The 21,109-nt window shown below is 38.1% G+C and carries 21 protein-coding genes; all 21 read right to left on the reverse strand.

Annotation, left to right across the window (positions count from 1 at the left end; all coding sequences use genetic code 11):
• Positions 1–6 precede the first annotated feature (6 nt).
• The gene (locus RBI_RS14225) at positions 7–8,850 is read right to left on the reverse strand and encodes a DUF6908 domain-containing protein (RefSeq protein WP_051706735.1); all 8,844 of its coding nucleotides are present in this window, start codon (positions 8,848–8,850) and stop codon (positions 7–9) included.
• A 102-nt stretch (positions 8,851–8,952) separates the two neighbouring features.
• On the reverse strand, positions 8,953–9,654 hold the full coding sequence (locus RBI_RS09380) for a SpoVG family protein (RefSeq protein ID WP_038672545.1): 702 nt from the start codon (positions 9,652–9,654) through the stop codon (positions 8,953–8,955).
• A gap of 15 nt (positions 9,655–9,669) precedes the next feature.
• Positions 9,670–9,873, reverse strand: a complete 204-nt coding sequence (locus RBI_RS09385) for a hypothetical protein (protein ID WP_022288332.1) — start codon at positions 9,871–9,873, stop codon at positions 9,670–9,672.
• Complete coding sequence (locus RBI_RS09390; RefSeq protein ID WP_038672547.1) at positions 9,870–10,415, reverse strand: hypothetical protein; 546 nt, start codon at positions 10,413–10,415, stop codon at positions 9,870–9,872. Before RBI_RS09390 ends, RBI_RS09385 begins: the two co-directional genes overlap by 4 nt.
• Positions 10,399–10,734 carry a hypothetical protein gene (locus tag RBI_RS09395; RefSeq protein WP_038672550.1) on the reverse strand — a complete coding sequence of 112 codons (336 nt, stop codon included), beginning with the start codon at positions 10,732–10,734 and terminating at the stop codon, positions 10,399–10,401. Before RBI_RS09395 ends, RBI_RS09390 begins: the two co-directional genes overlap by 17 nt.
• 90 nt (positions 10,735–10,824) lie before the next feature.
• Positions 10,825–11,004, reverse strand: a complete 180-nt coding sequence (locus RBI_RS09400; protein ID WP_038672552.1) for a DUF3970 family protein — start codon at positions 11,002–11,004, stop codon at positions 10,825–10,827.
• 84 nt (positions 11,005–11,088) lie between these two features.
• The gene (locus tag RBI_RS09405) at positions 11,089–11,577 is read right to left on the reverse strand and encodes a hypothetical protein (protein WP_038672553.1); all 489 of its coding nucleotides are present in this window, start codon (positions 11,575–11,577) and stop codon (positions 11,089–11,091) included.
• 149 nt (positions 11,578–11,726) lie between these two features.
• Positions 11,727–11,924 carry a hypothetical protein gene (locus RBI_RS09410; RefSeq protein ID WP_038672555.1) on the reverse strand — a complete coding sequence of 66 codons (198 nt, stop codon included), beginning with the start codon at positions 11,922–11,924 and terminating at the stop codon, positions 11,727–11,729.
• A 73-nt stretch (positions 11,925–11,997) separates the two neighbouring features.
• Complete coding sequence (locus tag RBI_RS09415) at positions 11,998–12,216, reverse strand: prealbumin-like fold domain-containing protein (RefSeq protein WP_038672558.1); 219 nt, start codon at positions 12,214–12,216, stop codon at positions 11,998–12,000.
• A gap of 5 nt (positions 12,217–12,221) precedes the next feature.
• Positions 12,222–12,953 carry a hypothetical protein gene (locus RBI_RS09420; RefSeq protein ID WP_038672560.1) on the reverse strand — a complete coding sequence of 244 codons (732 nt, stop codon included), beginning with the start codon at positions 12,951–12,953 and terminating at the stop codon, positions 12,222–12,224.
• A gap of 5 nt (positions 12,954–12,958) precedes the next feature.
• Positions 12,959–13,339: a hypothetical protein gene (locus RBI_RS09425; protein ID WP_038672562.1), complete on the reverse strand. Its 381-nt coding sequence runs from the start codon at positions 13,337–13,339 to the stop codon at positions 12,959–12,961.
• Positions 13,332–13,511 carry a hypothetical protein gene (locus tag RBI_RS09430; protein WP_038672564.1) on the reverse strand — a complete coding sequence of 60 codons (180 nt, stop codon included), beginning with the start codon at positions 13,509–13,511 and terminating at the stop codon, positions 13,332–13,334. The genes RBI_RS09425 and RBI_RS09430 overlap by 8 nt, the downstream gene beginning before the upstream one ends.
• Positions 13,501–13,662 carry a DUF3970 family protein gene (locus RBI_RS14635; protein ID WP_081856012.1) on the reverse strand — a complete coding sequence of 54 codons (162 nt, stop codon included), beginning with the start codon at positions 13,660–13,662 and terminating at the stop codon, positions 13,501–13,503. Before RBI_RS14635 ends, RBI_RS09430 begins: the two co-directional genes overlap by 11 nt.
• A complete protein-coding gene (locus RBI_RS09435; RefSeq protein WP_038672566.1) occupies positions 13,622–14,152 on the reverse strand; it encodes a hypothetical protein in 531 nt (176 codons plus the stop codon). Before RBI_RS09435 ends, RBI_RS14635 begins: the two co-directional genes overlap by 41 nt.
• 248 nt (positions 14,153–14,400) lie before the next feature.
• A complete protein-coding gene (locus tag RBI_RS14965) occupies positions 14,401–14,562 on the reverse strand; it encodes a hypothetical protein (RefSeq protein WP_158455146.1) in 162 nt (53 codons plus the stop codon).
• Between the two features lie 3 nt (positions 14,563–14,565).
• Positions 14,566–14,994, reverse strand: a complete 429-nt coding sequence (locus tag RBI_RS09440; RefSeq protein ID WP_038672342.1) for a hypothetical protein — start codon at positions 14,992–14,994, stop codon at positions 14,566–14,568.
• Positions 14,991–15,299, reverse strand: coding sequence for a hypothetical protein (locus RBI_RS09445; RefSeq protein ID WP_038672340.1), 309 nt, complete (start codon positions 15,297–15,299; stop codon positions 14,991–14,993). Before RBI_RS09445 ends, RBI_RS09440 begins: the two co-directional genes overlap by 4 nt.
• Entirely contained in the window at positions 15,292–15,690 is a 399-nt protein-coding gene (locus RBI_RS09450) for a hypothetical protein (RefSeq protein ID WP_038672338.1), read from the reverse strand. Before RBI_RS09450 ends, RBI_RS09445 begins: the two co-directional genes overlap by 8 nt.
• 49 nt (positions 15,691–15,739) lie before the next feature.
• Positions 15,740–18,946: a SpaA isopeptide-forming pilin-related protein gene (locus RBI_RS09455; protein WP_038672567.1), complete on the reverse strand. Its 3,207-nt coding sequence runs from the start codon at positions 18,944–18,946 to the stop codon at positions 15,740–15,742.
• Positions 18,947–19,071: 125 nt separating this feature from the next.
• Positions 19,072–19,977: a hypothetical protein gene (locus tag RBI_RS09460; protein WP_038672569.1), complete on the reverse strand. Its 906-nt coding sequence runs from the start codon at positions 19,975–19,977 to the stop codon at positions 19,072–19,074.
• 382 nt (positions 19,978–20,359) lie between these two features.
• Complete coding sequence (locus RBI_RS09465) at positions 20,360–20,995, reverse strand: hypothetical protein (RefSeq protein WP_038672571.1); 636 nt, start codon at positions 20,993–20,995, stop codon at positions 20,360–20,362.
• Positions 20,996–21,109 lie beyond the last annotated feature (114 nt).

The following is a 21,109-nucleotide window of genomic DNA, read 5'->3' on the forward strand; positions in this document are numbered from 1 at the left end:
TATATCTTAAATTCTTCTATTGCGTGAAGCAGCAATATCTTCATCGCCAAATGGAATACCAAGCTTTTCAGAATAGAGCTTTCCGACAGAACTTAAAGTTTGATATGTCTGATAATCATAGTCAAATGTTCCTACCTTAATATGCTCTCCGTTTGATTTAACTCCTTGCAATGTCAAAAGCTCACTATCTTCCTCCAAAACTATTGCACGGCACTGTTTAAACGTTAAGAACATCGTATCATCAACCGCAGGAATATCATCATCAACGATTTTTCTTGCTTTTTTAGATTTTTCATAGAATCGGTTATCACCCTGAACGCTCTTAACGTATTCCTGTAGGCTACCATATTCCAAGCTCAGGTTATCATCATCGTTGTAAATCTTCTCTATATAACTCTCAGGAACACTATAGGTGAACTTTGCAATTATCGTTCCTGAATTATCTCGGATGTAGCTCTTGTCGATAACAGAAGTAACAGCGTCTTGCTTGAAAACTATATCCATATCCCCTGAGTTATCATTCAAGCCTATTTCCGATGTGAGCTTATTGAGTTCTTCTCTCTTTTCCTGATACTCCTTTAACTTCGGAAACTCTCGCTCTGCTATCTCTTTTGACTTCTGCATATTTTTTTGAGCTATTTTCAACTCTTCCTTATGTTTCGATAACAACTGTGGCATATCAACGTCTATAGCATTATCAATGTTATCAAAAACATCTGTGTTCGACACGCCAAGAGAAGTAAAGAGCGTTGCATTTTCGTGCGAAACTATTGTCTTGAAAGAGCCATATCCGCCAAGTGATGAATACTGAATTTGTATTTTAAAACCTCTGTAATCACACACATCAATAGGCTCTTCGCCACCAACTTTTCGCAATGCTTTTACAGCCTTGCCTGCTTCTTCCCTATCTGTTATCTTGTTATCAACTATTTCTACGCAGAAATTCTCAGAACGTGGATATTGCTTTGAATACTCTACTGCATTATCGAATATCTCGATAAACTTCTCTGCTCTTTTTATTTGCGTAGGAATAGTGAATGTTATTTCTTCTCTTGCTTTCATTCTATCAGCTTCAAACTCTGCCTTTTCACGGCACAGATTATCCACCTGAGTTGAAAGCTCGAGCTGTCTTTTAATGCGAGGGTCACCTGTTGCCAAAGATTTTATCTCAGCGTAGTTCAATGCCGCTTCGTCAACATCATCTATCGAACGTCCAAGCGGTTTATTTGTCATGACCTGAGATATAAACTTCTGCTTATACTCAATTGTCTGCCACGAGTAACTATCGAATGTACCCTCTGTTGCATAACGGAAAATTTCGACCTCCTTGCAGTCATTTCCCTGACGGAGTATACGTCCCTCACGCTGTTCGATATCAGACGGACGCCATGGAACATCTATGTGATGAAGTGCGCATAGTTTTTTCTGAATGTTTGTGCCTGCACCCATTTTCTCCGTAGAGCCGATAAGTATACGCACTCTGCCCTCATTCACATCTTCAAAGAGCTTTACCTTTTCCTTATCATTTTTTGCGTCATGAATGAATTTTATCTCTTCTTCAGGAATACCAAGAGCAATAAGCTTGCTCTTGATATCATCATATAGGTTAAAACCCTTTGACGGCGTAGAGCGGTCAAGGAAAACTACCTGTGTCAGGCTATCATCTTTTGTTTCTTCCCATTTGTTGAAGATGTTATTTACCGCCATATTAACCTTGCTGTCAGGATTATCTTCCACAGTTGGGTCGACAAGTCGCATATCTAACGCACACATCTTTCCGTCATTGGTTATTTTCAGCATATTATCCTTGCTAGGGTCAACTCGTTTTTGATGAACTTCCTCTGCTCTTTCGCCACAATCAAAGATAAATAGTTTCTGTTCCTCTGACGGCTTAGTCAGGCATATCGTATACTTGCCGTTTTTCAGCTTTGGCACTGGTAACTTCAATGTTTCTGCTGTTTGGATATCTGCCACTCTGCGATAGATACTCATCAATTCAGGCAAATTTTTAAACGTTGAGCAACGTTTTTTGGCTCTCCACGAGTTACCTGTAGGAGATAACTCTATATTTGTTGTCACTTCTGCAAAATCGGCAACCCATGAATCGAAATGCTGTAGACCTTTTTCTCTGAGATAATCAGGCTCGAGATATTTTTTCATGACATACATTTCAGTAAGTGAGTTTGAGATAGGCGTACCAGTTGCAAATACAATGCCACGATCCAATCCATTCTGCTTTTCCTTAATGTACTGAATTTTCAGGAGCAAGTCCTCACTTCGTTTGGACTCAGTCGTTTGTATGCCTGCAATCCTTGACAGCTTTGTGTTTATGGAAAGATTTTTGAAATTATGTGCTTCATCAACAAAAAGTGCGTCAACGCCAAGGTTTTCAAAATAGATATTATCGTCCTGCTCAGTATCATATTCAAGATTTTTAAGTCTTGTTTCTAACTGCTTCTTCTTTTTCTGAGCGTCCTTAACAGACAGATTATCGTCATCATCAGAACTTTGGATAATGTCTATAAGCTCATCTATCTGCTGTTGATAGTATTCTTTTCGCTTTTCAGGCGAAATTGATATCTTTGCAAAAGTTGAATAGCCCATTATTACTGCGTCATAATCTCCTGTTGCTATTCGATTAACAAACGCTTTTCTCCTGCTTTTCTCAAAATCCTCTGATGTTGCAAGAAGAATATTTGCGTCAGGATAAAGCGTCAAGAACTCTTTTCCCCACTGTCCTATCAGATGATTAGGAACAATAAACAGCGGTTTATTTGCAGCACCTATTCTCCTCATTTCCATGGCAGCGGCTGTCATTTCAAATGTTTTTCCTGCACCGACAACGTGAGCAAGCAATGTGTTTCCACCATACAAAACTCGTGCAACTGCATTTTTCTGATGATCCGCAAGCTGTATTGAACTTGTCATTCCTGCAAAAAACAGATGTGAGCCGTCATACGTTCTTGCACGTTCTGTGTTATACTTTGCGTTGTAGATGTTTTCAAGGTCCTGCGTTCTATATGCGTCTGTCCATACCCATTCTTTGAATGTTTCCTTGATTTTCTCCGCCTTGTGATTAGCAGCTATGGTTTTTTCTACGTCTTTTTCTCTGACCTTATTTCCCTTATCATCATAGACCAAGTGACCCAGCTCATCACGCTTATCACGCCATACTGTGCTATCTCTCAGATTAAGAGAGTTTTCAAGTATGTACATAGCATTTATATCCGCTGTTCCATACTCCGTGCTTGTGGACGAGTGATAATTGCCATTGACCTTATTTGACAGTTTCCAATTTGCTGTTGCAGTGTTGTGTTCAACAACTGTACCAATGCCGAAAACCTCTTCTACAAATTGCTCTATATATTTTTCAGGTATCCATGATGAGCCTATCTGAGCTAGTATATCAACTGCTTTGATTTTTTCAGGCTGTACCTTTTCAAGTGCTTCAACGTTTACTTTCAGCTCAGGAAACCTTGATGATAGAAGTTTTGCTTTTCTTAGCTTTTCGACCACATTTCCCGACAGGTATTCGTCTGCCGTCAACCAACCATCAGTACGCTGAATGTCAGCAGAAAACAATTCGTCAGGGTCACGATACATAAGTATGCCGTTAAGTCTGTTAATGCACTCGTCTACTTTATATCCTGTTATTTTTGATATGTGATTAAGGTCAATATATCCATATTCCGCAAGTGTAGCCTGAAAGCCGTCCTCAACTGTATCACAGTGAGTTATTTTTATTGACGGACGTATTGTTCTTTTCAATAAAATATCTGACTTTTCAAACTTTGGTGTTTCAATGCTCTTGAGAAAATCGAGATTATCGTCCCTCACATATCTGAGAGTGTTGTAAACCAGTTTATTGTTCGGGTCAGTTATCTTGCCGTATTTTACGGAGAAATAATTATACTTGCTTTCAAGACTTATTCTGATTTTCTCGTAGTCCTCATCCGATATGTCTGTGTTTTGAATGTTTACAGCATACCTCAAATCTTTGGCAAGGTCTATCGCAAGAGTGAGCATTCCCTTTTCTCTTTCTGTAAACGCCTTGCCGCTTTTCCTTTTTGCTTCTACAAGAACGCTTCCGTTTCTTTTATAGATATTATCATTAATTGAAACGTAAAATCCGTCAGGAATGTTTTCAGGTGCAGGCAATGCTTCTTCCTGTTTCTGCGTATCGTCTGCTTCAGCGGCTACTGGTCTGAGAGATAATTGTGTATAGCGCACATCTGTATTATTCACTAGATTTTCAACACACTCTGACAATGCGTCTTTCAGACTTTTATCTGAAAAAGGGTCAACTGTCATTTCAGGACCATAAGGACCTGACTTTATTTTTAGCTCTCCACATATCATTTCAGGGTGATTGATAAAATACTGATTTATACGCTGACCATCTTCATTATAGGCGGTATCGACCCATTCACTGAGTTTTGTCTGTGGAAATGACCTCTTCTTCAGAAAGATTATATCACTGACAACTGTTGTGCCTGCAGTAGCTTTAAAAGCCGTATTCGGCAACCTAATTGCACCGATAAACTCAGCTTTTTCGTCTATTTGCTTTCTGATTTTACTGCTCTGCTTATCCATTGTTCCTTTTGACGTGATAAAAGCTATCACACCATTTGGACGGACCATTTCAAGCGTTTTTAGGAAGAAATAATCGTGTATCATAGCATGGTCACGATTATACTTCTTATCGACTACACTATAATCACCGAAAGGAACATTGCCGACTGCCACATCGAACGTGCCTGCTCTGAGCTTTGCGTTTTCATAGCCACACACCTGAACTTCTGACTCAGGGTAGAGCTGTTTTGCAATCCTGCCTGATATGCTGTCTATCTCCACCGCAGTAAAGAATGACCTATCTGCAATATTCTCAGGCGCACAGCCGATAAAGTTTCCAACGCCTGCGGCTGGCTCAAGTATTTTACCGCCACTAAAGCCAAGCTCTGACAACGCTGTATACATTGCGTTGATAACAACAGGCTGTGTGTAATGGGCATTAAGCACCGAGCCTATGGCATTTTGATATTCTTCTTCCGTAAGAAGATTTTTCAGTTGTTCATACTCCTGCGACCACGAGCTATTATTTTTATCAAACGCTTCAGGGATACCGCCCCAACCAACATACTCCGACAGCACTTGCTGTTCATCTTTGGTTATGTTGCGATTTTCTTCTTCAATCTTTTTTAGAAGCTGAATAGCTGTCACGTTTCTATTGAATTTCTGCTTTGGACCTCCAATGCCTAGCTGTTCGTCAGTGATAACAAAATTTTCAGATAAAGAGCCGCTATTGACCGAGCCTTCATCATCTATTTTAACAAAGTTGTTAGGCTTAGTTGCCAATGCTTCAGACTCAACTATCTCCTTTTCCCTCACCGCTTCAAACTCGGCAATGACCATTGACAAGTCCTCATCATGAGAAATAGGATACCAACCTGTATTATAGTCAAGGAGCGTAACTGTATTTTTCTCTTTGTCGATTTTTGAAATCGTGTAATGGCGTTCGCCATAATCTATTTCATCACCAACTGCAAAAGGTATCTCAACTTCCGTATCTTCCAATGTCGAATTTTCAAAGAAAGAGAGTTGTTCTGCATTATTTTCCTGCTGCATACCCTTGACAATATTGCGACTTTGGTGTATAATAATATTGAAGTCAAGATTGTTTGTTAATTCGGAGTATTGTTCTCCCCATCTCTCAAACATTGCTTGGCTTTTTTGTTTGTCACAAAAAAGGAGATTATCAGATTGAACTATTCTCCTAAAATACTCAGAAAAATTATTTCTCCCATACACACTTGTAATGAAATTAGAGCTGACATTTTCAACTTCATATCTACCCTCGCCATTTGGCTTTATGCTCGCAATTATCGGATTATCACTCTTGTCAACTTCTGATGTTACAACAATGATACTGTCTTTACGATTTGGAGAATCAATAATCATTACAGGGTGCGAGAGAAGTTCTGGTAATCTTTTTATCTGCTCAATTTCAAGACCATGCCGATGATTTTTTTCATCAGGCGGTAAAATTGCATTTTTCAAATGCTTTTGTGTATACAGCATAGGCAGCTGTTCACAGCCAACATCAAGCAAGATTTGTGGAGTGTCACATACTTTTAAGCTTGTATAGAATGGTAATACTCCGCCTAAAGCTTCATCAACCTGTTCTGCAAATGATTTTTCAGAGCTAATATCATTGACTTCCTTAACATTGTCAGGGTCATTATCAATCATTTCAATATGCTTTATAATGACATAATCATCATCCGTTTCAGCTCCGAGAAGAAGTGCTTTTGCCGTTGACTGTATAAAGCTTTCTTTGTTATATACAGCGTCATAGTCTTTGAAATATTCAAAGAACTGATTTTTTTGATTATCTGAAAAAGAGGAAATAAACTTGACCGCTACCCTATTTTCTAGGTCAACTTCAACTGCGTACTCACCACTCTCTTTGTCAACAACATTAACAATGTTATCTCGTTTTTGCTCAATGATATACTCTCTCGATACACCATTTTCGGAAATAACGATCGTATTGTCCTCATCTTCTGTATTGTCAGCGGTAATACTTTCACTTATCTTAATATCATTTATTTTCGAAATGATTCCGTCAAGTATACCTGCAATATTGTTTCTATCAAAACGCTGATAATCTATATCGTGAGAGTCAAGCAGTGTATTTATCTCACCGTCTTTTTTGATACTTTCTTCAAGATTATGAATTCTGCCCTCTTGCTCAAATTTGACAGACAAGTCACGCTCAACAACAACATTATAGTTGTTATAATTCTCATATTGAGAAAAAACGCTCTCTATATACTCAGGTGCATTTTCTTTTAGATAGACTGTGTTAAGCAAAAGAGGCGAATCGGTGACTACCACATCTACATTGTCAAGCATTATATCCAGACGCCTTTTTTGTTCTGAAAGTATTTTGCTTTGATTTTTTAAAGTTCCATCAAGGTGTTCAAAATCCTTAGCATATACAAGCTCTTTTGCAACTTCGGAAACATAATCAGCGTGATACCCCAGTTTCTTTAATTCGGCAACAAGTTGTAATGCAGTTGTTGATTTTCCTGCCCCCGGACCTCCATAAATATTAACGATAAGCGTGGTGCTTATGGGTTTAATATTGTCCTCATTCTCATTTTTGTCCATGGACAAAACATTCGCAAATGTTATCTCTTTTCCATGTATGTTTATGGCTTTGACAGGTCTATACGCCTGAGTTGAAATATTATTGAACCAAGTATCTACAAAAGAATTGCAATTATCCTGTTCGTCACTGTCTGGTTCATACGTTTTATATATGCTCATGCCGTCCTGTTGATATGAAATTGCAGTAAGTGTTTTATTTTTACTATCAATATCAAACACTATTTCAGGGTCAACCATTAAATCGCCATTCTGCTCATAGTAATGTGCCATTGCTACAGAATTGCTACCGATTTTGTCCAAGGACAAAGTCATAAAGCCTAAGTCGCTTTCAAGCTTGAGATATTTATAGTCCGTCAGAAAATCAGGAAACAGCTCGACAAACTTTGAATACAGTCTTTGCTGTTTCATCGTGCTTGCGGAAATAATATTACCACGGTATTTTTCCGTTTCTTTTTCTTCTTTTTCAGATGTTGCCTCTATGGTGTTGCTTATGGCATACTCGTTATCCCTGATGAGCTGCTTAACATAGCCGCAGGCAGTACGCCAGTTTACACAGTATAGTTCCGCTCCATTAGCGTCAGCAAAGACAACGCCCTTGGAAGTCGCAGACCATTTGACTACATCAGGCATTTCAGCAAGCTCGATAGGGTGTGAACCTTTATATACAGCATAGGTATACCGCATAAGCACCTTAGCTGACTTGTTGATGTTATAGAACTTGATAACTGCCTGCTTATTAACTTTTTTATAATCCGCCTGAAAAATCTGTTTAAGCACTGTTTCCTGTTGCTCAGCGGTAAGCGTCAGACGTTCAGCTTTTTCAGGAACTTCTACAAATTCATTGTAGTCAGGCTCAGGCTCAACCGTATCATCAGGCTCAACAACATATCTATCATCTTCTTTTTCAGATATATCATTTTCCGTTTCGATATCAGCATTATCTGTCACTGTTGTTTCTTCAACTGTGACTTTCTGCTCAAACTCTGAAATATCATCATTGACAATTGGCTTACGCATAGCCTGTCTGCCCTGAGCTTCTTCCAGTGACACAGTTTTTACAAGCTGTTTTGCAGTTCGGCAAAAGACATTGACATAGACTGCCGCAACAGTACCTACAAGCTCCTGAGCATTTTCATTGATTACAGGAAAGTTTGAAAAATCGTACTTGTACTGTTCTTCAATGACGTTTAATCTTTCGCATACTGTATATGTAACTGTTTCTGCGATCAGCTCACATAATTCCGTTGAAAGCTGTCCTGTTGGTGACTTTGGGTGTGAATACACCGACTCGAAAACATAATCATAAATGTTATTATGAAAGGTTTTCTCGCCACGATCTGCTCTTGTTTCACTACCATTCTTTTCGTACATCTTATCCAACATATCAAAGATATACTCATTATATGATACGTTGTATTTCCACGGCTTGATATCTTTTCCGTTAGTTTGAGATACATCAAACAAATGTTTCTTTATGCCGTTTTTGTCATAAATGGTCATTGACCTTGTACCACCATTGATACGAAGTCCAATATTGCTCCATACCTCAAATGGAGCTACAGCCGTAGCATTTCTGTTAATATTGTAAATCTGAAGCTGTTCATCATATGGATAGGCATATAGATTAGACGCAAACTTATGAAATTCGAGCCATTCCTGCAAATTAAATTTTTTCATCTTTTTATAATCCTCCGCAAACAATTCTCTAAAAAGAGTAGCATTTATATGGGTTGTTGCGCAAAAAAAGAGCCGTATAGCTTTGTAACGGCTTTTTTTATATTATCTTCCTAGACCTCTGCTTTCACCTGTCATGTCAAGCACTTCGTCTTGTCCTCTGCTGTTATCGTATGAGTTCATTCTTTTCATATTTCTCGTATAATTCAGACCATTTACAACACTGTCACGAAGTTCATTGTAAGTTTCCGCCTTTACTGGGTGAAAGAACTCCACATACTCATAGCCTGACGTTTTTTTCTCATTTCTGACCTTACGTTTGGGCGAGTCAAAATATTCACCGCTTTTGCCATTTCTGACCTGAACATTTTCAAGCACAAAACTGTCAGAAAAAATCACAGAGCCAACACCCTCTATATCTTTAACGGAACTTTCAAATATTCTTGCCAAAGTGGGCTGAAACCTGTCATTACCGAACTCCACTGTTGTATACTTGCCATCATTCTTATTGAATGAGTCCATTATAGCCGAATTTAGCACCTTTCGGCTCTCTGCGGTGATAGGGTGAAAAACTTCCTTAAATTCCTTGACATATTCACCCTTATCATTGATAACATAATTTCCGTTCTGGTCCTTTGTACGAACCATCAGTGACGGCAGCGCAATAAAAATCTCATTACTGTCTTGCCTTTCCATTATCTTCACCGACTCAAGCACATAACTGTCATCAAACTTGACTGTAGCATAACCTCTCAACTGAGGGCTATTATCGTTAGTATAATGCGTTGTTCTAACTGAAATTTTCATTGTAATACAGACCTCCTATAGTCTTTTTCCTCTTTTTTGATAGTTTTCCTCCTGCTCCAACTGCCACTCATCACAATCAAAGTCAGAATATTCGTCCACCACTGCGACATTATTCAGTATACATAAACCTGAAACATAGTTTACACAATTTTCGCAGCACTTGATGTCAAGGTTTCCACAGCTAGTAAACTGACTTATTTTGCGTTCTATTTCAATCACACTTTACACTCCCCCTTTATAGCAATTTCTTTAGCACAGTTATAACATATATGCTTATTCTCTATTTCAAATGGTGCATTAACCTTGCCACAGAAATAGCAATTATGCTCCTGTTCATCTCTGTCATTGATAACCAAGAATTCATCATCAAATAATTCTCCTACCAGTGTTTTGTTTTTATCATAGGATTTAAACATGGTATCCGTTAAATCCTGCGGAATAAACACCAAGTAACGATTACCACTCAATGAAACTGCTGACGCATAGCCTGTGTCTAACAGATGAATTTTTTGCGTTTGGTAGTTTTCAGACCATTCTTTCATTTTTATCATACACTGCCTGCACACTGGTTTGCCGTTACATAGTATTCTGCTATGTGTATGCTCTCCGCACACTGCACAAGTATCTGGTTTACGTTCATATTTCAGATAGAGCTTATATCCATCCGTATAAATCTCAACCTCTTTGCAAATTCTGTTATTATCTATAATTCCTTTTCGTATTCCTGCAAACAGCATTTTTTCTTTATCCTTTTTTGCCATTCACACCGACCTCTCTTTCAAGAATATTTAATAACTGCTCCAAAAGCTCCTTGTTCTTTCCTTTTCCTGTGTCTGTCATATCCATCATATTGAGAGCATATCTTATTCCCTCGACAAATCCCAAATCATGGGCGTCATCAATTACATTCGCTTGCAGTTCACATTCTTCTTCTTGAAGCTGAATTAATCGCTCTTTCCGCTCTTTGTAGGTTTTCACCCAATGGGTTTGAGCATAATCTGTTTCATAATCATCTTGAAAGCTTATCATGATTTCTTCCAAGATATCAAACTTAGTTTTCTTTGGCGTTTCAGTATTCATGGTGTTTCTCCTTTCGTATATAAAAAGAGCGTATGAATTTCTTCACACGCTCGTGTTTGCGATTTTAAGTTGTGTGTCACTGTGACACACTTATGTATCTAGGTTACTCTGTTCTTTTAACCTTATATCCACATATTTTCTAATATAAACCGAATTTCTGTTCGAATAGTTTTCACTTTTCTGAAGAAATTCGTATTTTTCGTCTTTTTCTAATAGCTCTGTGAACGTTTCAACTTCTTCTGGCAAGCCCTCTATGCGTACTTTTACCATTCTTATCAGCTTCTATTATTATAATTTTGTTATTATTTATCCATGTCATGACCTCTTGCTCGATTTGTCTATAACATTTGTACTTTATAAGTAGTTTTTCAAGATAGAACTGAGTACGTCATAAATAGTTCTTTTATCAGAAAACCAAAAATGTGCATATGCCATTTCAAGCCGTAATTGTACAAGAGGAGGATGATTTTCTAATGTAGAAGTTGAAATACTCATAATATCAGCTATTTCAGGCAAAAGGGAAGCATAGCTTTCCTTAGAACCCCAATCATAGTCAGAAAGTAATTGTTCGATAAAATTGGCAGTATCAGTTTTTGCTTTATTAAGTATTTCTTTTACCTTTATCTTATCATTAAGAGAATAATATAACATAAGGTTTCTTTCATCATACTTAGCAGAAAATTGAATACCCGACAGGCTAAGACCATTTAAAATACTATTTGCGTGTGATGTTTTTATCATTAGAAACTGCCTATTTGGTATTTCTTTTGCCACCTTACAACCATAATTTAACCACATTCCTTTTGAGAAGTCTTCGATTTCTTTTATTTTCTCATTATTCATATCTCTACCTCCCCAGCCCCTGCCCAGTTGCAGGGGCTTTTTTTCATGTATAGATTAATTGATCCCCTTTTTACTGCCTTTTCAGACAATATCAATTACCTTTTCTTTTTCTTTCAGCTGAACATCACAGCAGACGTTCCAAAAGTTCCTTATTCTTTTCTCTTTTCAGCTAATATAAAGATCAATCCCATAAGTGCAGGAAGTATCATGATCGGTAGTATTCTTGCCTTAATATACTCTGACGGAGTTGACCAATCTGCTTCGTTATTGACAACAATTATCGAGTTGACTGCATTTGCGATAATAAAAGTGATGTTGTAGAAATTACGCTTGATTAGCTTTTTCATTTGAATATTCTCCATAATTTTTATATAATAAAAATAGCGTATGAAATTCTTCACACGCTCGTGTTTGCAATTATTATTGCTGTGTGTCATTTATAACTTCGGTGAACTTATATGTTCCAACAGGAAGTCCTTTTATATTGATAACTCCACCTTTATCAGCAGAAATATACGGAAAATCCACAACTTTGCCGTCAGAAGTTATTCCCTTCAAGTTATACATCTGTGGTCTATCACTATTCCTTTTATGTAGTTTTGTAAGCTTTGAGAAGAAATATTTTTTGAGTTTTTTCATTGCTTTTACTCCCATTCTATAGTTTTTATTGAATACCCATATTTGCTTAGATACTCCAAGCACGCCACATAAGGATTACGAAATTTATCTTGTGGCAATGCTTTTTCATCAATAGTGATTTTATTTATTTCCTGTATCACATCATTGAATATCGATTTTAAATTATTATTTTTATAGGAAACGATAGCTGCTGTCTTAAACCACAAAAATGTGTTTTCATTTATTAAAAGACCAATTTCTATACTATTGCCATTTTTTGAATAACAGTTTCTTCGTATTCCGAATACTCTTTGATTACTTTTGGGTCTGTAAAAAATAATCAGGCTTTCTTCGTTTGTTTCGGCGTACACAGCAAGAAACCCATTTTGTTTACAGTGTTTCTTTAATTTACAAAATAGCTTTTCAGAAAGATTTAATTCCTTTGGCTTAAAAATTCCTATTGTTCTTATGATATCATATGAACTGCAATTTCTTTCCCATGTTTCTAAATCATCAATAACAAGATCCGTATTGTCCATTGATACCGCAAAATCGTTTGGATACATAGTCAAAAGCATATCAGTAAGCTCGCTTGAGCTAAAACCAACGCCTTCGTCCGCATATTCCTCAAAGAATTGCCCCATAACATATGTTAGCAAGTATGGTAAACTTACAATATCGTATGAAGTCTTGAGAACAGTTTTTGCCGTGCCACCATTTCTTGAAATGACAAACCTTAATTGTCTATAATTTGACAAGAATCTCATCCTTTCTTAGCATTAAATCGACCGATAGTGCGTAACATCTTCTGCGATTTTTCTCCTGAAAAATGTTTCTTTATTCTGTCAATATCGGTGTACATATATCCATCACTTTCACAATAGCCACCCTCATCGATAAGGTCATAGTATGTATAAGGCGTATCAGGATTAGTGTTGAGGTCAAGAGCTGTAATATGTTCCTTCATAACACTAAAGCCATACATGGTTACAAGCTTGTCTACGATATCATCAACGGACGCTGCATTGTAAAAACAGATAACGTATCCGACAAGAAGCAGCATATCTTCGCCTTTTATTTCATTACTGCAAATCAGAGTTCCTGTTTTATTATCGTCTGCTATAAAGTATCTATATTCATTCATTTTTAGCTCCAAAATCTTCTCGCTTTGTCACAGCTATGACATTAGACTTAGGGTCATGAATTATCAAGTTCTCTGTACAGAGCTGTTGCTCTATCAATGAAAAACACTGTCCCATGCCACTATAGTGATTTCTGCGGTGCTTTTTGAAAATCTTTATGATATTATTCATCATCAACCATTATCTCCACATATTTTCTGACATAAACTGAATTTCTGTTCGGATAGTTTTCGCTTTTCTGTAAGAACTCATATCCGTCTTTTTCAAGCTGTTTTGTGAACTTTTCAACTTCTTCTGGCAAACCCTCTATGCGTACTTTTACCATTCTTATCAGCTCCTATTATTATAATTTTGTTATTATTTATCCATGTCATGACCTCTTGCTCTGTCAGTTGTGGATAATGCTCTTTTTTCTCATCAATCTCTGAGCAGATGTTGTTTGTGATATCCTTGGTCCATTCTAAAAAGATATGAAACATAAGTGAAACTACTCCACCGCAGTACACAAGACCGCCAACATTTAGCATTAATTCAGGTATATCACGTACCATATCTCTCAAATCAATTGTTTCTGATATCTCTGTCACAAAATATCTTTTATCAGTGTAAAACATTATGTACCTTGCGGCACAATCATCAATACGTCTTAATAGTCTTACATTATACCCTTTTTCTTTCAGCTCGTCAGCTATGCATTCTATGACTTTTTGTTCTTTTATCATTTTTATTTCCTTTTTATCACGTTTTCTTAGTTTAAACAGGCAGACAAAATTGTACAAATTAAAAACAACAAATAAGATATCCAGTATCTTCATGATTTCACCTTGAAACGCTTTTCTATTTTCTTAATAATTTCGATCGGTTTTCGCCAAGCATATAAAGGATCACCAGTGTATATTGACCACAACAAAGACCAAGATCCTATTACAAGTACATAGCATATAATCAAAAAAAGAGTGTTCACATTACTCTACCTCCCCTGCCCCGTTGCAGGCGTTTTCTTCTATTTAAACTGCTTGTGCTTTGAAAATAAATATGCTATACTATTTAAAAGTCTGAATTTTTAGCGAGTTAAATTTTTGCCAATAGCCTTTGTAGTTTTTTTTATCATGATTTTTAAAAATTTCTCAAAACGTGCCGTATCTGCGGCTGTGGCTTTGTAGCGTTCAGGAACATCATGATACAGTTTAAATGTTCGTCCTTTTCCTTTTTGCCCAAGTTCCATGTATTATTTTTCTCCTGTCATGCTTATTAACTGATATCCATTTTCTTTTAAATATCTGGCGATAACATCTTCTTGATTTTCAAAAAACAGCTCTAATGAATTGTCTACCCAATAAGTATCCGTGTCGGGGTCATAAAAGATTGTAAACCTATAGTCCTCAGCTGCCTTATCTACGCCTTTCATTTTCGCTATCATTTTATTAAAATTGTTATCGCAGCCGTCATAAAATGAAACACCGAGCTTTTCATCATCGCCTCTTTCAAGGCAACCAAGGTCAAACCACTTAGAGTCATCACTTTTATGTATGACGTATATCTTTGTGCTTTTATAATTTGGATAAAATAACAGCAGCTGTTCATGCTCATTAGCCGCATGATATGTCAAGTAGCTCTTACTTTTATAGTGATTTTCCAATCTTTTAAATATGCTCATTTCTCAACTCTCCGAATGATTATTTCTTTTAAGGTGTATCTCCCTGTTAATGCAGCCCTTAAAAGTATCAATATTTGTGAAACAAAAAATACAACGTACAATAGTACTATAAATACATTGTATTTTTGAGGTATAGACCATTCGTTTGAAAAGAAAGAGCAAAGTATTGCAGCTATAGCAATACTTTCAGCAAGAATAGTCAACTCATCTATTAAAATGGACTTTACCGCATATATAATTTTTTCCTTTTTACTAGGATACCTGATTTTAAAAGTTACATCATGGAGTTCATTTTCGTTATTCATCTTCATTTCCGCCTATCTTAGTTTTTCCGCTATAAGTGATTTCCCCATTATGAAACTTGGCTATAATGTTTCCCTCATATGTGTATTTTTTCGAGAATATATTTATCAATATAGCACACTGCATAAAGTAGAAAATTGAAAACATAACTATCATAAAATCATCGTTACCACAGTGTTCTTGCGGTAAGATCCATCCGTTCTCAAAACAAACACATACTAGAATAGCTGAAATGATACTTTTGCCAAACAATCGAATTTCATCTTTTAAAATAGATGTTACTGTATAGATTACTCTTTCTTTTTTGCCTGGATACTTGAAATTAAAATCGATATTCACATTATTCATTCCCGTCCTCCCAAGCCCCTGCCCAGTTGCAGGGGCTTTCTTCATGTATGATAAATTGATCCCCTTTTTACTGTCTTTTTTCAGACAGCATCAATTATCTTTCTTTTCGCTTTCGGCTGAACATCACGATAGCAGCTCCTGCGAGAATGATAGCCACGCTGCACAGTGCTTTGCTGCCGTCTGAGTCATTGTCCGTTACGCCTGTGTTCGGCGTATCAGGAGCTTTCTCATTTACCATATCTGTGTCAACAGTCTGTGCATATGCCACTGTCACCTGTTTGGAGTCAGCCACAAGATAACCGTATGGAACTGTGCTGCCGTCCTCGGTGATAGTGTATGTACCAACTGGAACGCCCTCAAACTTCGCAAGTCCGTCCTTGTCAGTGGTTGCCTCAATGCGTATCTCTCTGCCAGTATCGGAAATGCCTGAAAGGATAAATCTGATGCCCTCAACGTTAGTCATATCAGCAGTTTTCTTGTGTACCTTAACTGTTCCTGTCTGCTCGTTATTAAGAATAGTTTCATCAATAGTCTGAGCATACTCGACCTTGACCTCTTTTTCGTCAGCTACGAGATAGCCGTATGGTACTGTTTCCTCGTCCTCGATAACCATGTAAGTTCCGATTGGAACTCCATCAAACTTTGCTATGCCGTCCTTATCAGTTGTCGCAGGGATATCAATAGCTCTGCCGCTATCAGATGTACCTCTGAGATAGAATTTTATTCCCTCGATGTTCTTCTGACCCTCAGTTGTCTTGTGAACTGTGATAGAGCCTGTCTTTTCCTTGTTCTCAATAGGAACTTCTTTTGTTTCAGCATAGGTTACTGTCACGTTCTGTGGGTCAGCGACAAGATATGCAGTTGGTACTGTTTTCTCATCTTCATAGATAGTATAAGTTCCAATTGGTATCTCACTGAAAATCGCAACGCCGTTCTCATCAGTTACCGCAGGAATGTCGATATCTCTGCCGCTGTCTGATGTACCTCTCAGGTTGAATGTGATACCGCTGACATTGATGTTGCCAACAGTGGTTTTTGTGACCTTTATCTCGCCTGTTTTCTCGATATTCTCGAACGCAACCTCTGCTGTTTCGTTGTATTCAACTGTTACTTCCTGCTCATCAGCAGTGAGGTAAGCCGCAGGAACTGTTGATCCGTCCTCTGTGATGACATACTTGCCGATAACAAGCTTATCGAACATTGCTACGCCATTTTCATTCGTTGTCGCTTCAAACTTCAAGTCCTTGTTTGTATCAGAAATTCCTGTTGCAAAGAACTTAATGCCCTCGATATTGAGATTACCTGTTGTTGTCTTTGTGACCTTTATAGAGCCACTTTTCTTCTTGTTTGTCATTTCAGCCTTGACGATATCATCGTTTTCAGTTATTTCAAACGGATAAGGAGTATCGTCTATCTCGTAAATATCAGGTGCTGAAATCTCACGATAGAAATATTTGCCTATAGCAAGCTGAAACTTTGCAATGCCGTTCTCGTCTGTAGTTCCTGTGATGACCTGTTCTTTATTTTCATTAAGAATTTCAAAAGTACAATCAGGGATAAGCTCACCTGTTGAAATGTCAGTCTTTGTTATCTCAAAAGGAATAGTGTTTTGTTTGTTGTCAAAATCCACAACAAACTCCACCTGCTGTTCAACAAGCTTGATAGTCTGTGTTGGCTCATCAGAAATTGAATAGCCCTTTGGTGCTTCGATTTCTGTCACTGTGTAGCTGTAGCCCTTGTAGATAGCCTTTGTTGTTTCAGCTATGCCGTCTGTGCCTGTGGTTATGGTGTCGATAACTGTTCCTTTCGGATAGATACAATAGCCATTGCCAACGTAGATATCCTCGGCTGCTGCCACTTCAAACTTTGCGCCTGCAAGGTCAGCTCTTGTTTCAGCGTCACGCTTGTGAATTGTTATCTTGCCCTTGTCAGGAGCAGAAGCCTTGTTGATGAACTCCGTTTTAGCCGTCTTGTCAGCGGTAACAGTGATAGCTTTCTTTGATGAAATCATATATCCGTCTGCCGTGGATATTTCTCTCCACTCATAATCGCCCTCTGGCAGACCTGTTACATCAATATCACCCTTATTGTTTGGCGTAAGGTCTGTAGCCTGTGAAGCGAGGTCAGTGAAGCTGTAGCTTCCGTCCTTTCCAGTTGCCTTTACAAACTTGTAGCTGTCACCGACCTTGCAAGCAAGCTGAAACTTGACGGCTTTGTACATATCAGCTGTGGCTGTCTGAGCGTTGCCGAAGTAATCTGTGAATGTTTTGTTGATGTGAGCTGATCCTATAGGTGTTGTTATTTTCAGATAAGCCTTTACTGGGTCTTTATCCTCGTAGCAAGAAACCACCATTTCCTGAACGTCTGAGCCGCCCGAAAGGATAAGAGGTGAACACTCGTCAATGTGGTCAACATACTTGCCCTTTGTCTTTGTTATCGTTATGACAATGTTTTTCAGGTCTTTCTCGTTATCGGCTGTAAGGATAATCTGTGAGCCTGACTTCTGAGAAGTTACTGCGTTCGGCTTTGAAACGCTGAACTGTGATAGAGAGCTGTCAAGCTTAACTGTGGCTGTCCACTTTCCTGTCTTGACATCATATTTTGCAGGATATGTTGCTTTTTTGCCTATAATACTCTTGTTGTTTGAAGTACCACTAGGAACATCATAGTGCGAAAGCATTTCAGACTTCATTTTCTTGTAGCAATCGACAAGGTCATTGTGATGACTGCTTGCGTTGCTGCCGTTGTAGCTGTAGGCGTTGAGAAGCTTTGTTTCATTGCTTGAAAGTCCTGTTGTGCTTTCATCAAAAAAACGAGCAGAAACCGCCTGTGACATAACACTTGACGCACACAGTTCGGTGTCCTTAGAATAGCCGTACTGAGTTTTGCCTTTGTAACTGTAAATACAGAACTCTTTTATCTGATACTGCATATCATCAGGAATATGACCGTTTTTCATGTAATCATTAAGTGTCTGCTGCTTTGAAACTGTTCCGCTATTATGCAGCTTATCAAAGTTAATGCAGTAAGCGTAGTTGTTATCAGATGTTGTGAAATACGGCACTTCTGATGCAAAGTATCCAGTGAAGTGAGTGTCATTGTATTTCCCTGTTTCAATATCATAGCCCTTTGGCAAACCTGAACCACGGAAATCATAGCTCCATGTTGACAGCCACTGCTGTGTGGCTTGGTTTTTGTCGGAGAACGCACTGGCTGTTATGCCTTGTGTAAGAGCCGACAAGCTGAGCAGAAATGCGAGTGCAACACTGCTAAGACGTTTGAAAAGACTTTTCTTTTTCATTTGTTTTCCTCCTAAAAATTTTTTATCTATCTAAAAAGCCATAAGGCTTGATTTTCGGGCAATAAAAAAAGCAATCCGAAAGAAAATCGAATTGCTTTTAAATCTTATTCAATTTTATTTACATATCAGTAAAGGAGATATATTTCCCATGCAGGCTTGCCGTCTGAGTTTATTGCTGAGCCGTCACCATGCCACTCGGCATATACTACAATGTGCGACTCGTATTTTATACGCTTATACAGAACATCAATGTGTCCTCTTACCTTTTGATATAACTCGTCATATGATGAGTATGTATCAGGTGAAACAGTATCAGGTGTTCCCCAAGAGTTATCGTCAAGGTTGGCTGCTTTTTCCAATGCGTCATAACAATCATCAATAGAAGAATAACCACACTCCTCATATATTGATGAAATGAAATCCCATGACTGTTTTTTGGAATAATCGTTAAGTTCCCTGCACGCTCTGTCTATATCACTCTGAGTAAGCTCGAACTTTGGTTTTGGCTTAGCCGTTGTTGTAGTCGGCTTTGGCTTCGGGGCTTGCGTTTTCTTTGCCGTTGTTGTGGTCTGTCTTGTAGTTGTTGTCTGACGCTCTGTCTGTCTTTCTGTCTGACGTTCCGTCTGCTGTGGCTGATAGCTGTTGTTATTGTCATTGCTGTAGCTGTTGTTGCCCGAACCGTTGTTTGCGGTGCTGTGGCTGTAGCTCTGATTATTTACTGTGCCGCCATTACTAGCCTGTGGGCTGTTCGATTTTGTGGTTGTGCCACCCTTTGTGGTAGTCGATGATTTACCACTGCTTGTGCTTGCGGACGTTGTTGATGATGTTGTGGTAGCCGAAAGAGATGTTTCCTCGCTCCGAGAGGTCAGTGTGGCTTCCGTTGTGGTAGTTGCCGAAGCTTCTGTGCTTGAAGCTGTTGTGGTTGCCTTTGGAGGGGCTGATGATGTGTTGTCTGTGTTGCCGCAGGCGGTTATGCTTATCATTGTCGCACTGATTATCAAGGCGGCTATGGCTTTTATCGTGTTCTTCATATGGTTTTCCTCCTTTTTTAGACTTGACATATATCTTAAAGTGATGTATACTTATATATAGAAAAGGTAAACCGCATAGACGGCTATCCTCAGTTTTTGATTATGTAAAAAATAACCGCAACTTTTGGTCGAGGGCGGTTATTTTTTTATGCTTTTTATCAGCTCGTTGAGAGCGACAATCAGCACGATAGTCAAGACAAAGAAAGCTAAGTCCATTCTATCACCTCCCGAATATCCTATTTTGCCTGAGCCTTTCGGCTGACAATATTCAGACCATTCCGTGTGGGAGGACACCGCCTACCGTTTAAGTTTACCTTTTCCAAACTAGATTATATCACAATCATTTCTTTGTGTCAATTTTTCATTTTGTCCGTGGACAAATTTAGCTGAAATATCCTGCTTGAAGATTAAGCGAATAGATGTACATATCGTCCATAAATTCCTTTATCATATGGTTTATCCAGAACATATAGTGTGTTCTGAGCATTTCTATCGGTTCTTCTGAGGGCAGTTCTCTCTGCGTATGGAGAAGTGGATAGTAAAGTGACAGCCAGTATCTTTCAGAGTTGCGGTCAAACCTTTTCCAAAAATCTTCTTCGCTGACTTTCATCTCAAAAAGCATATTCTTGAATTGTATCTGGAATTTTTTCGATGTGCGTAAAAAAGCTTTTCTTGAGCCACTGAAATCATGGTTCTCACCCATGCCGTCAAGCTGATTATAGTATGCTTTGAAAATCTTATCATAGTATGCTTTCATTCGTTCAAGACAACGTTCTTCTTCGGTCATTGCTAAGTGCTGTGGCTGTTCCGTAGCCGACCAAAACTCCTCACCGACAAAATCTTTTATTTCGTCAATGGTGTAAAGAAGCATTGTTTTTTTATCAAACTCAGGGTCATTGAGCTTTTCTTCCCCTTTTTTGATAAAATCATCAACTTCATTGCTCGGTCTGATAAGGCTCTCTATCTTCGCTTCATCAAGTTCGGGCAAGTTTTTATAATACTTATAATCTTTTACCATTGTTATACCTCCCATATGTTTTCTACACCTATATTATACCATACAGCAAGAAAACACGTCAACGGCAGAATAGCCAAACTTTCGCACCAAATATTGTGCATTTTTGAATTGATT

It is taken from the genome of Ruminococcus bicirculans (ex Wegman et al. 2014), assembly GCF_000723465.1.
Taxonomy (GTDB): domain Bacteria; phylum Bacillota; class Clostridia; order Oscillospirales; family Ruminococcaceae; genus Hominimerdicola; species Hominimerdicola aceti.

Excerpts from the sequence above, each read along its gene's own strand:
- RBI_RS14225 (WP_051706735.1), bottom strand. The coding sequence starts at position 8,850 with ATGAAAAAATTTAATTTGCAGGAATGGCTCGAATTTCATAAGTTTGCG.
- RBI_RS09380 (WP_038672545.1), bottom strand. The coding sequence starts at position 9,654 with ATGAAAATTTCAGTTAGAACAACGCATTATACTAACGATAATAGCCCT.
- RBI_RS09390 (WP_038672547.1), bottom strand. The coding sequence starts at position 10,415 with ATGGCAAAAAAGGATAAAGAAAAAATGCTGTTTGCAGGAATACGAAAA.
- RBI_RS09395 (WP_038672550.1), bottom strand. The coding sequence starts at position 10,734 with ATGAATACTGAAACGCCAAAGAAAACTAAGTTTGATATCTTGGAAGAA.
- RBI_RS09400 (WP_038672552.1), bottom strand. The coding sequence starts at position 11,004 with ATGGTAAAAGTACGCATAGAGGGCTTGCCAGAAGAAGTTGAAACGTTC.
- RBI_RS09405 (WP_038672553.1), bottom strand. The coding sequence starts at position 11,577 with ATGAATAATGAGAAAATAAAAGAAATCGAAGACTTCTCAAAAGGAATG.
- RBI_RS09410 (WP_038672555.1), bottom strand. The coding sequence starts at position 11,924 with ATGAAAAAGCTAATCAAGCGTAATTTCTACAACATCACTTTTATTATC.
- RBI_RS09415 (WP_038672558.1), bottom strand. The coding sequence starts at position 12,216 with ATGAAAAAACTCAAAAAATATTTCTTCTCAAAGCTTACAAAACTACAT.
- RBI_RS09425 (WP_038672562.1), bottom strand. The coding sequence starts at position 13,339 with ATGAATGAATATAGATACTTTATAGCAGACGATAATAAAACAGGAACT.
- RBI_RS09430 (WP_038672564.1), bottom strand. The coding sequence starts at position 13,511 with ATGATGAATAATATCATAAAGATTTTCAAAAAGCACCGCAGAAATCAC.
- RBI_RS14635 (WP_081856012.1), bottom strand. The coding sequence starts at position 13,662 with ATGGTAAAAGTACGCATAGAGGGTTTGCCAGAAGAAGTTGAAAAGTTC.
- RBI_RS09435 (WP_038672566.1), bottom strand. The coding sequence starts at position 14,152 with ATGAAGATACTGGATATCTTATTTGTTGTTTTTAATTTGTACAATTTT.
- RBI_RS14965 (WP_158455146.1), bottom strand. The coding sequence starts at position 14,562 with ATGGAACTTGGGCAAAAAGGAAAAGGACGAACATTTAAACTGTATCAT.
- RBI_RS09440 (WP_038672342.1), bottom strand. The coding sequence starts at position 14,994 with ATGAGCATATTTAAAAGATTGGAAAATCACTATAAAAGTAAGAGCTAC.
- RBI_RS09445 (WP_038672340.1), bottom strand. The coding sequence starts at position 15,299 with ATGAATAACGAAAATGAACTCCATGATGTAACTTTTAAAATCAGGTAT.
- RBI_RS09450 (WP_038672338.1), bottom strand. The coding sequence starts at position 15,690 with ATGAAGAAAGCCCCTGCAACTGGGCAGGGGCTTGGGAGGACGGGAATG.
- RBI_RS09455 (WP_038672567.1), bottom strand. The coding sequence starts at position 18,946 with ATGAAAAAGAAAAGTCTTTTCAAACGTCTTAGCAGTGTTGCACTCGCA.
- RBI_RS09460 (WP_038672569.1), bottom strand. The coding sequence starts at position 19,977 with ATGAAGAACACGATAAAAGCCATAGCCGCCTTGATAATCAGTGCGACA.
- RBI_RS09465 (WP_038672571.1), bottom strand. The coding sequence starts at position 20,995 with ATGGTAAAAGATTATAAGTATTATAAAAACTTGCCCGAACTTGATGAA.